A 10,243-nucleotide genomic window follows, 5' to 3' on the forward strand; every position below is an offset into this window, starting at 1 on the left:
CATCACCCTTTTGAGAACTACGGCAACCATAGGAGTGCCCGATGAAAGAACGCCTCTTGGTCATGAACGGTCAACGCATCGTTCAGGCCGAAAAGGACGGCGCTTGGACGAATCAGAAAGTAGACAAGGCGGGCGCGTTGAAGCCCGGCATCTACAACCTGTACACGGCCCAAGCGGCCGACAAGAAGCAGACCCACGCCGGCGTGATCGTTCATGCCGACGCCACCAACGTGTACCAGCAGATCGGCAAGAACTTTGTCATGCACGCTCGGTCAGATTTCGATAAAGTACCTGAAATTGGGAGCGCAAAGAGCATCAGCTACAACGCCCAGGGCAAGGCGGCAGTCGCCGCAGAGGCCCCGAAACTGACGCGGGGGCGCTCCATGTAGCTTTAGCGGCTAAAAAGGAGGCACGCCCTTGAAACGACTCACCATCCCCGGCAGCGGCACCGAGAGCCGCGCCACCAAGCCGGCCCGCGTCAGCGCGCCGGCCACCCTCGGCGGTGCCGCCTTCGGCGCTTCGCGCGAGGACACCGGAGCCGACTTGCTGGAGGCCGCCCAGGCGGCCGAGATCGAGCAGCAGGCCACCCTAGAGGCGGCCCCGGTCGAGCAGTCCTACCCCGAAACCCTGGCGCTCTACGTGCAGGCCAAGCACGACCAGGTGGAGCACATCGAGGACAGGCTAGAAAACCTGATCGACCGGCAGCAGGCCCGTTTGCAGCAGACCCAGGCGTCCGCGCCTGGCCGGCTTTCCTTGCCCGGCTCTAAGCGAGCCTGGCAGAACCAGCAGGCGCAGCAGCAGGCCCGCTTGCAGACGCTTCACGCGCGCCTGGAGGCCGTCCGCGAGATCAAGGAAGGCATGGGCCTGCACTCGCCGAAGATCGAAGAGCTGGCGACGCGCAAGATGCGCGCCGAGAACCCCGAGCTGGCTTCCGATTGGGATGCCATGCGCGAGGCCGCCCGCCGGCATGAGCTGCTGATGCGCAAGCAGGAGCAGGAGCGCAAGCAATCCCAGGCCCAGGAGCGGCCAGGGAGATCGCAGTCCTTGGGCCTGTCAGCCAGGCCCGCATAAAAACGAAGCCCGGCGGTCGCCGGGCTTTTTTCTCGAGCATCGCCATTTCTGGCGAGGGAGGCCCGCCGAGGGCCTGGTGGAATCATCCTGCAGCATCGTCACAAGCGACGATGCCGGGAGCTGGCCAGCATCGCCGAACCTGGCGATGCCGCCGGCGCGGTCGACCATCGCCAGTTCTGACGATGAGATCCCGCATCGCCATCTACAGCGAGGCCCACAGGGCCAGGCCGGCGGCCACGACCGCCATGCCGGCCGCGACCATGTTCATCATGGCGACGCGCCGCGCCTCGCGGATCGGCGCGACGAGCTGCGCCGTCACCGCCTCAACCTCACGCCGCACGGCCTCGGCGGCCGCCTTCGCGCCCTCCTGCATTCCCCGCGTCATGGCGTCCTTGCTGGCCGCCAACGCCGCGTTGAGCGTCCTTTCCGCCTTTCCCTTGGCGTCATCACCCCATCGGTGGGCGATGGACTCCAGTTCCGACTTGAAGGCGTCCAAGATTTCCTGCTGGGCCGATGCGCTGTCCTGCATCAGCTTCATGTTGATGGTCTGGAGGATCAAGATCGGATCGTCGCGGCCCACGGCGATGCCGTGCTTGGCCGCGATCTCCCGTATCAGCTCCTCGATCTTGTCGTCGGCCGCCATCAGAGCACCGCCGCGTTTTCGAGCTGGGCGAAGAGCTGGGTTTTCACGATCTTGAGCCGCTGCCGCGTCATGATCGTGAGCGCCGAATCGGCCAGGGCCTCATCGAAGGTGCGCCGATCCTGGAGCATTTCGGCGAAGTCGCGGCCGTAGGTTTCCTCTTTCAGCGCCGGAATCTGGATGATGGCGGACACACGGCCCTTGTTGGTCGTGTACGCCTTCAACTGCTCGAACCCCTTGCCCTCGTGCTCGATTGGCCCCCAATACGGGTTCAGCCAGACCACGAACAGGCATTCGGCCGGGAACTGGCTGGCGAGCTGGGCGAAGCCGCTCACCGTGTCCACCAGGGCCTGGCCGCCGGTGACGACCGTATGCACCACGAGTTCGTGGCCCATGTCCTGGAGCAGCGCCGGCACCTGGTTGCTGATGAGGTAGGGGACGTCTCAGAAAACGGAAAATAAAGTACGTTAAGCCATTGGCATGGCCACCGCTCTCGCAAACGATCATTTTCAAGAAGCCACCGTGAGAATGCGGGCCGCGCCAGTGCTGGCCTTGTCCGTCCCGTTCTCGAAAACCGCTCTCGAATCGAGCCGCCGAGACTGCCGAGTTTCGAGAACAGCCGAAACGCCGCTTCCAGCGGCAGACGCCACACGCAAAGCCGCGCCGTTGCTGGATCGAGCATTCCTTAGCGTGCTTTAAATTCCGTTTTCTGAATCGACCCCTGTTCAGCAAAAAAATCGACCGCACAGAACGCGCTACAAGCGATTTTTCCGGGTGTCCGAGGGGTCAGGGCTGGCCAATGGTCAGAAAACGCCGTAGCGGGCCTCCTGCGCGGCCATTTCAGCCCTTTTAAGCCTTCATGCCCATCGCGGAAGGCTTCGCCCCTCCCTTTTGAAGACTTTTTGACGGTTGTGTAGCAGGGACGGTCTTCCACGGCGCGCAGCGCGCCCGGTTGAGCGGCCGGCGCGGCCGTAGGACGCGGCGGGCGTGATTTATCCGGTGTCTTAGCGCCCGTAGGGTGCCCCGCTTGCGGGGCAGGTCAGGACGGCCGCTTGCGGACGGCCTGAGCCGCTTAGACCGTGGTTGCAGGGCGGTGGAGCACCCCCGCCCGGCGCAGCCGGGCTTTGTAAGCACTCGCGCCAAGGGCGCGCACGACTTGGGGTGAGGCCGAAGGCCGAGGGGCAAAGCCCCTGGGGGGATGGGAGGACGGCGAAGCCGGCCGGGAGGGTTCGAGAAGGGGGGGCACCCCCCTTCGGCGGCGTTAAAACGTTAAATAAGAAGGCGTTAAAACGCGCGCGCGTGTTACGCTGTGGATAAGCTGTCGTAAGTCCTTGTCGCGTAAGACTTTTTCCAAGTGGCATGTACGCCGATAGACGAGAAAGCTGTACGCCGATAGACGAGAAAAACGTACCGCGATAGACGAGTGTTTGTACGTCGATAGACGAAACGGCCGGTTTTTCTGTGGATAAGTAGCCAAATGTACGCCGATAGACGAGTGTTTTTGGCAGTATCGGATGCTTTCAGCGTGGCAGCAAAAAAGGCGTTTTCGGATGCTTCCGGGCTAAAAATCCAATGCTGACGCGGGTTTTTCGGTAGTTTTGTCGCACAGGGGTGTGCGGTGATAGACGAGTAAACCGTACCGCGATAGACGAATTCGCGCAGTTTGGCAAGAAGGCGAAATGTACGCCGATAGACGAGTCCGGGCCGGCGCTGGCCAGGGGGCCACGATGGGCGGTTGAGGCTCTGCCGGTGGTCAAGCTGGGGCAGTGCGGCGAGCCTCTGCATGGGCGTCAGGCCAGCTTTTTTTGCAAGAAGTAGGACACCCAGGACAGCTTGCCGGCCTTGTTGGCCTCGCATACCAGTTTGGCGTTATCGCGGGTCATGATGACCAGCTTGTTGGGCTTCACGGACTCGTCGAGGAACATCCGGTAGTCGGGCAATGGGTCGCGCTCCACGATTTCCTTGATCTCCTGCTTGAAGCGGCGCAAGGTCTGCGAGCTGCCCGTTTTCTCCAGCAGCAACGGCAAGCTGATTTCCCACCATGCCTTATCGCCGCAGTGCTTGCGGGCCAGCTCGTACAAGCGGCGTTCCAGGGCTTGGCCAAGGCTGAAGTAGTCGGGGTGTAGCGTGAGGATGTCGAAGTCCATTGCGGCCCGGTAGAGCCATTCAGAAATTGTCAGTTCCAACTCCAGCGCGCCCTTGCCGTTCTTCGTCCAGGTCGTCACGCGGTAGTCTTCGATCAAGCCGAAGCCTTCGAGCTGTTCCTTCTCGTTCGTCTTGACGTTCGTTTCAATGGTGGTGCCCTTCAAGCGCCGGCACATGTCCACCACGCGCTCGTAGGCCGCGCCTCCGGTGCTGCGGCGCGTTCCCAGCAGAAACGGGTACACGTCCACGCGGACACGGCGCGAAACCTTGATGCCAGCATCGTGCCCTCGCACGATCTGGCTGATGCAGTAGATCAGGATGTCTTTGTCGAAGACTGTAGCCGCGCCCACAGCGGACGGGATGATGCGAATGCTCCGGCCTGCACGCGAATAGACGCGGATGCGCGTGTCGCGGTTCTTTGACAGGGAGAAGATGGGGTACTCCATTGAGGACACATCATCTTTAACGGGCCAATCATGGATCGCCTCAAGCACCACAAACAGGTCAGGTTGCACGGCGCTGGCCAGGATGTTCCCACTTGCCGGCTCATCGCCTCGCCCAAGTGGAAAAAGTGTTGCGCTTTCGCTGTCTGTGTTATGATGGGACATTCATTGCTCCTTATGTGTCTCTTGCTGCCAAGCGGGTTGATCCGTTAGGGGTTGATGATGGTCTTTGAAGTGCCCGGCCTGCTCGCCGGGCATTTTCTTTTGTGCGTTCCGATTCATGCCGTGGCATGGTGCTGGCCGACTGGCTGCACCGCCAAGCGCAGGCCCAGCGCCTTGAGCACGGCAGACAGGCTGCGCAGCTCCGGGTTGCCCTGGGGCGACAGCGTGCGGTAGAGCTGGTTGGCATTCAGCTCGGTTTCTTTGGCGATAGCGCGCACGCCACCGCGCGCTTGAGCCATCTGGCGCAGCGCCACCAGTAGATCGGCCGGTTCTCCATCCAGGAGAAGCTGGTTTAGGTACTCGGCCGCAAAAGCCGGGTCTTCCTTGAACAGTTCGGCCATTGCTTCGTCGTGGCTTCGATCCTTCATGCTGACCTCCGTTGCCAGTCTTTCCAAAACCCAATCGCGCGCTCGATGTCGGCGTCCTGGGTGCCTTTGTCACCGCCGCATAGCAGTAGAACTACCACCGCGCCCGCCATCGCGTAATAGACGCGGTAGCCGGGGCCTTGGTCGATTCGCAGCTCCCACACACCTTCGCGGCAGGGCTTGTGATCGCCAAAGTTCCCCGCCTCAATGCGGCCCACGCGCCTGACCACCTGGCCTTTTGCAATCGGGTCGCGCAGCTTCTTCAGCCACTCTTGAAACGGGTCGTGCTCGTCCTCGGTGATGTAGTGCCGAACGGTGAACATGTCCATATTATCGTTTATAAACGACAAAGGCGCAAGGGAGCACCCTGCGCCTCGTCTTGGTTGATCGCGTAGGTCATGGCGCGGCCACCAATAACTTGGCGGCCTTGCGCACGGCGTTCGTGGCCTTATCCAGCGCCTCGGCGCATCTGGCCGCGTCGTCGCACCCTTTCATTGCCTCGGCCAAGGCGGCCAGCTCCAAGGCCAAGGTTTCAGGAAGATCCAGCTCCACGCGAATGGAACTCACGCCCGGCGTCGTAGTTTTCTTGTATGCCCGCTCGATAGTGGCCACGGCTCCGCTGACACGTTGCTTGCTCATACCGTACTCGGTGGCCACGTCCACTTGGGCGCGTCCATCCACCAACACGGCGCGCGCCATTTCACGGGCTTGGTCGCCCATGCGGGTGTCGGCGGCAGCGCGGTCAAAGGCTTGCGGGGTAAGGCGTTTCAGTCTCATTGGGGCCGTCCGGTGCATCAGCGCGGTTTCGCGCGCGAAAGTTGAAAGAGAGGCGGCCAGCGGCCGCCCTCATAGAGAGGTCAGAAACGCCAGCCTTCCGGCATGTCGGGAGAGGCATTCCGGCCAGCGCCCTCGATGTCGGGATGCAGTTCTTCCCACAACTGCGCCGGCGTCTTGTCCTTCAGCTCGCCCTGGAGCTTCTTCAGGTACATGACAGCCCGCTCCGGGCCGATGCCTTCCAGCATCGGCAAGGTCATGGACAGGAACCCTTGCCACAGCACCCACTCGGTTTCGTGCATGTTGTGGCCCAGCGTGGTCATGTGGGTTTTCATGCTGAAGAACTGCGCCTGATTGGCTTCGCCCCACTCGAAGGTTTCTTCCCGCAGCGACAGCAGCTTTTCGTTGGCTCGCTCCTTCTCGGCGGCGGCCTTCTGCTCCGGGGTCAGCTCCATCGTCGGGAGGGCTTGCTGGCCGCGTCCCGAGGCGACGGCCGGGGCCGGTGCGGGGTCTTGGCCGCCGTCCTCGTCCTGGTCGCCGGCATCAGCTCCAGCAGCCGCACGCTCGGCATCCCGCTTGCGCTGTTCTTCCAGCCATGCAGGCGTCTTCTCCGGGGCCTTGTCGCCGGCCTTCTTGGCGTTGTCCAGCTCGATGCGGCGCTGGGCCAGATCGTCTTGCTGCTGCTTCCATGCCTTCATTCTGGCCAGCGTGTTGCGGGCTTCGTCGCGCGACAAGGGCAAGCCCTCGTTCATGCGGTGAGAGAGGCGCGAAAACTCGGTGTGCGTGTCCTCGATGTCGTAAATCTGGTTGAGGCAGTGAAGCACCTCGAAGTCGCCGCACAGATCGTTCTCCAGCAGCTCGCGCACCGGGTCTGCATAGCGGCGCACAGCCATGCGCTTGCTAACCCATGCCTCGCCACGGTTCCAGATCGTCATGGCTTCCTTGGTGCCGTACAGCTCCACGTCTTCGATCACGCCCATTGCTTCCTCGTAGGCGGTCAGGTCGTCGCGGTCGTTGTTCTCCGTGACTTGCAAACGGCGGATTTGCAGCTCGGTCAACCCCTTCTTGATGATGACGGGCACCTTGACCAGCCCAGCCAGCGGCGCGGCGCGGTAGCGGCGCTCCCCGACGATGATGCGGTAGCGGCCGTCCGCTTCTTCATGCACCACCAGCGGCTCGATGATGCCGTTCAGCTTGAAGCTCTCGGCCAGTTCCTCCAGGTTGCGGAACGTCTTGCGAACCTGCTTGACGCTGTAGATGCGCGCCAGTTCGATTTCGGCGTCGGCCGGCTGCACCGGCTTGACGGCGATCTGAGCCACGGCGGACAGCTTGCCCAGGTTGAGGCCGGGCTTTTTGTTGGTTGCGGTTGCGGTCATGTCCTTGTCCTTTTAGATCGCGGCTTTGTCGAAAATCTGGTTGCACACCGCTTTCATTTCGCGGGCGGCCAGGATTTGGCTTTCGCCGCTTTGCACGCGCCACACCGGCCGATCCTTGGCGTACTGCGTGGCTGCGCGGTCGTAAAGCACCCCTTCCATCACCACCTCGCCCAGCTCGTCGCGCAGTTGCTCCAGGGCGTTGCGGTCGAAGGCGCGGCGGGTATTGACGCGGTTGGCCAGCAGGCCCAGCGTCACAAGGTCGGCGTTCCATTCCAGTTGCTGCACGCGCGCAATGTCTTCAAACAGGTCGCCCAGGCCGTCGATGGCGTCTTGATCCATCGTGCAGGGGCACACCACGAAGTCAGCGGCGATCAGCGCGGCATACAGCGGATTCCCCAGCGTCGGGGCCGTGTCGATGATGCACACGTCGAAGTCTTTGGCCAGCTTGGCAAGCGCAGCGCGCGGGGCGTGCAGGTCTTCCAGCGGGCGGCTGGCCACGTCCACCAGCTCGCGGTCAGCAGCCACCAGCGCAGCGGACTCCCCGCACGGAAGCGGTTGCAGTTCGATGGCCTCTCCGTCGAACAAGGCGCTACCCGTCAGCGATTGCAGCTCGTCGCCCTGGTCGCCCACGGTACGCTCGCGCAGTGCCCGGAGGGTCTTGCTGAAGTTCTTTTGCGGATCGAGGTCAACGCACAGGACGCGCAAGCCGCGCTCGATGGCGAAGAAAGCCAGGTTTCGGGCAACAGTGGTCTTGCCGACTCCGCCCTTCTGGTTGGCGATAGCGATGGTTTTCATGATCGTTCGTCCTTTCCCTGGTTGTCGATCAGGCCGCCACCGACACGTCGGCAGGCTGGAAGCACAGCTCAAAATTCACCATGACTTGCAGCCAGTTCATAGCGAACATGTTGATTTGGGCGCGGCGCGGATTCACCGCACTGCCGCCCGTGTAGATCACCTGATAACCGAAGGTGTCTTCCATCTCCAGCACCTCGGCCAGCTTGTTGGCCATATCCACACGCAGCTTGAGCCACGGCGCAGGCATTACCGTGCCCTTCTTCTGGTTGTCGTCGGCCAGCTCGATCAGGCGCATGTCACCCTCGGCGGCCGCAATGTGGCAATACACGGCCATGTCGTCAGGGATTCGCGGAGGGGCGCAGAAAACCGCACCAGCGCGGGCGGATTGCAGGCTGGGGATCAGGTCGGCCAGTCGGTCAAAGAGGCGGGCATAAACGGTAGTACGCATGGTCAAAGCTCCTAAGTCATGTTGATGATGGTCTTCGGTGGATCGTCCCTTTCGCGTGCGAAAGATCGGTTCAGCGCCCCACTGTCTGCTCACAGTTGTTTCCGGGGTTCATCGGCCGTCCATCCGCTGCCGATGAGTTGAATTCTACCATAAAACTATTGACGGTCAATAGTTGAAAGCATGTTTTTTTCCAAGCCGCATAAGTCGATCAGCTCGCCCACGGAAAACTTGGACGGCCCAGCAATGGCGGTCAGAATCCGGCACAGCATTGCCGGTGCATTGATCTGCTGGAGACGCGGCGCAGCCGTGGCAACCAGCCGCGCCCGGCCCTCGGCGTACTCCAACTGGCAACCCTGCATCGCGCTGGCCAGGAAGAAGCCTTCGAGGCTTGAAGCCTCCAAGGCCAAGTCGTTGAAGGCATCCCCACCCTTGGCGCGCACGTAGCTGTCCGGGTCGTGGTCGCGCGGAAGGAAAAGGAAACTCACGTCGGCTGCGTCGGTGACATGAGGCAGGCACACGTCCAGGGCGCGCACAGCCGCCCGTCTGCCGGCGTCGTCCCCGTCAAAGCAGAAGATCACGCGCTTGGCCAAGCCCAGCAGCCGCTCCACATGCTGGCCTGTTGTAGCCGTGCCCAGCGTGGCCACAGCGTTCTGCACACCATGTTGGGCCAGACTGACGACATCCAGGTATCCCTCCACCACATAGGCGGTGCCGGTCGCGGCAATGGCCTCGGCCGCCTGGGTCAGACCGAACAGCACGCGCCCCTTCTGGAAAACTTCGGTTTCCGGTGAGTTGAGATACTTCGGCCCGTCGCCTTCGAGCACGCGGCCACCGAAGCCGATCACGCTGCCGGCGTCATCGAGGATGGGGAACATGATTCGGTCGCGGAAGCGGTCATAGCGGCGGCCGCCGTCATTGACCGCAACCAGCCCGGCCTTCTCCAAGGCCCGGTCGTTGTAGTTCGGGAATGCCTCGCGCAGCGCCTGGAAGCCGGCCGGGGCATAGCCCAAGCCATAACGGGCCGCGATGTCGCCGCGCAGGCCGCGCGCCTTCAGGTATGCAACCGCACGATGAGCGGCGCGGAGCTGGCCACGGTAAAACGATGCGGCTTGTGTCAGGTGGTCGATCAAGATGTGGGACATAGTTCAAGCCTTCGGGATGTTGAGAGAGAGGCGGCCGGTGTCGTACATGTGCAGCATGGAGAGGAAGTAGCTCGGATCGGCAGGCCACTTGCATCCCTGCCAGTACGCCAGCAAGGCCCCGCGCACCGGCTCTTGGTAGCCATTGAGGCGCCGCCGTGCCTCGCGCCACTTGTCGGCTCGGCGCTTGCGGTCAGTGGCTTGCTGACGCTCCCATTGCAGCCGGCGAGCCGTCATTTCCTCGTCCACGTCGATCTGCTCGGCCGCCACTTGGTCAGCGAACAGAGGAAGGGCCTCGCGCTCGGCCTTCTGCTTGCGCGCGAAAGCGGCACGCTTGCGCTCGGTGTCACGGAACTCGTACTTGCCGAAGCGATGGAAACGCATGGCAGGCCCTCAATGGTTCCAGTGCTTCCGGCCGTACTTTCGGCCGGCGATGGTGATGCGATCTTCGGCGTCGATGGGCACGCACTCGCGGCCGCCATCGGCCCGCAACACGGTGCATTGGCCAGCCTCGCCGGTCACGGTAGAGTCGAAGCCGCACACGTAGAACACCCAAGGGCTGTGCTCGTCCTCGCGGAACTGAGCGAACCCGTGGAAGTCCCGCTTCAGAGCCACGCCGCTCCGAGGAACATCCGGGCCAAAGTCGAAAGCGCCTTGATCTGCCATGCTGAAACTCCTACTCAACCAATGCCTACATTCTACCCGTCAAACTATTGACCATCAATAGTTTGTGAGAGAAAAAAGCCTGATTTTTCGCGGGTTCCCGGCTTGTGTTTCTTCGGGGTTCAGGCAAGCTACCTTGGAGCCTCGGGGCGGGGTTTGGGG

14 protein-coding genes are annotated in these 10,243 nt (G+C 62.4%); 2 read left to right on the plus strand and 12 right to left on the minus strand.

What is annotated here, in order from left to right:
• The first annotated feature begins 41 nt into the window (after positions 1-41).
• Complete coding sequence (gene kfrB / locus GPA27_RS21035; protein WP_000664557.1) at positions 42-389, plus strand: IncP plasmid survival protein KfrB; 348 nt, start codon at positions 42-44, stop codon at positions 387-389.
• Positions 390-417: 28 nt separating this feature from the next.
• On the plus strand, positions 418-1,071 hold the full coding sequence (kfrC, locus tag GPA27_RS21040) for an IncP plasmid survival protein KfrC (RefSeq protein WP_000826922.1): 654 nt from the start codon (positions 418-420) through the stop codon (positions 1,069-1,071).
• 202 nt (positions 1,072-1,273) lie between these two features.
• On the opposite strand, the gene GPA27_RS21045 is transcribed toward kfrC, so the two are convergent.
• The 12 genes from GPA27_RS21045 to GPA27_RS21100 form a co-directional block, all read right to left on the minus strand.
• Positions 1,274-1,714 (minus strand): conjugal transfer protein TraM, encoded by a 441-nt coding sequence (locus GPA27_RS21045; protein ID WP_000718516.1) that lies wholly within the window; start codon positions 1,712-1,714, stop codon positions 1,274-1,276.
• Entirely contained in the window at positions 1,714-2,127 is a 414-nt protein-coding gene (locus GPA27_RS21050) for a P-loop NTPase family protein (protein ID WP_246261307.1), read from the minus strand. The genes GPA27_RS21045 and GPA27_RS21050 overlap by 1 nt, the downstream gene beginning before the upstream one ends.
• A gap of 1,374 nt (positions 2,128-3,501) precedes the next feature.
• Positions 3,502-4,464 carry a replication initiator protein A gene (locus tag GPA27_RS21055; protein WP_004637268.1) on the minus strand — a complete coding sequence of 321 codons (963 nt, stop codon included), beginning with the start codon at positions 4,462-4,464 and terminating at the stop codon, positions 3,502-3,504.
• Between the two features lie 113 nt (positions 4,465-4,577).
• The gene (locus GPA27_RS21060; protein WP_004637272.1) at positions 4,578-4,889 is read right to left on the minus strand and encodes an addiction module antidote protein; all 312 of its coding nucleotides are present in this window, start codon (positions 4,887-4,889) and stop codon (positions 4,578-4,580) included.
• A complete protein-coding gene (locus GPA27_RS21065; protein WP_009277737.1) occupies positions 4,886-5,215 on the minus strand; it encodes a type II toxin-antitoxin system RelE/ParE family toxin in 330 nt (109 codons plus the stop codon). The genes GPA27_RS21060 and GPA27_RS21065 overlap by 4 nt, the downstream gene beginning before the upstream one ends.
• A 67-nt stretch (positions 5,216-5,282) precedes the next feature.
• Entirely contained in the window at positions 5,283-5,663 is a 381-nt protein-coding gene (locus tag GPA27_RS21070; protein WP_004637276.1) for a TrfB-related DNA-binding protein, read from the minus strand.
• A gap of 80 nt (positions 5,664-5,743) precedes the next feature.
• Positions 5,744-7,036, minus strand: coding sequence for a ParB/RepB/Spo0J family partition protein (locus GPA27_RS21075; RefSeq protein WP_009242143.1), 1,293 nt, complete (start codon positions 7,034-7,036; stop codon positions 5,744-5,746).
• A 12-nt stretch (positions 7,037-7,048) separates the two neighbouring features.
• Positions 7,049-7,831, minus strand: coding sequence for a ParA family protein (locus GPA27_RS21080; protein WP_009242144.1), 783 nt, complete (start codon positions 7,829-7,831; stop codon positions 7,049-7,051).
• 28 nt (positions 7,832-7,859) lie between these two features.
• A complete protein-coding gene (locus tag GPA27_RS21085; protein WP_009242145.1) occupies positions 7,860-8,279 on the minus strand; it encodes a hypothetical protein in 420 nt (139 codons plus the stop codon).
• Between the two features lie 155 nt (positions 8,280-8,434).
• Positions 8,435-9,421 (minus strand): DNA primase, encoded by a 987-nt coding sequence (locus GPA27_RS21090; RefSeq protein ID WP_009242146.1) that lies wholly within the window; start codon positions 9,419-9,421, stop codon positions 8,435-8,437.
• 3 nt (positions 9,422-9,424) lie between these two features.
• Positions 9,425-9,802 (minus strand): hypothetical protein, encoded by a 378-nt coding sequence (locus tag GPA27_RS21095; RefSeq protein ID WP_009242147.1) that lies wholly within the window; start codon positions 9,800-9,802, stop codon positions 9,425-9,427.
• 9 nt (positions 9,803-9,811) lie between these two features.
• Positions 9,812-10,084, minus strand: a complete 273-nt coding sequence (locus GPA27_RS21100; protein ID WP_009242148.1) for a hypothetical protein — start codon at positions 10,082-10,084, stop codon at positions 9,812-9,814.
• Between the last annotated feature and the right edge of the window lie 159 nt (positions 10,085-10,243).

It is taken from the genome of Aromatoleum toluolicum (assembly GCF_012911005.2).
Classification (GTDB): domain Bacteria; phylum Pseudomonadota; class Gammaproteobacteria; order Burkholderiales; family Rhodocyclaceae; genus Aromatoleum; species Aromatoleum toluolicum.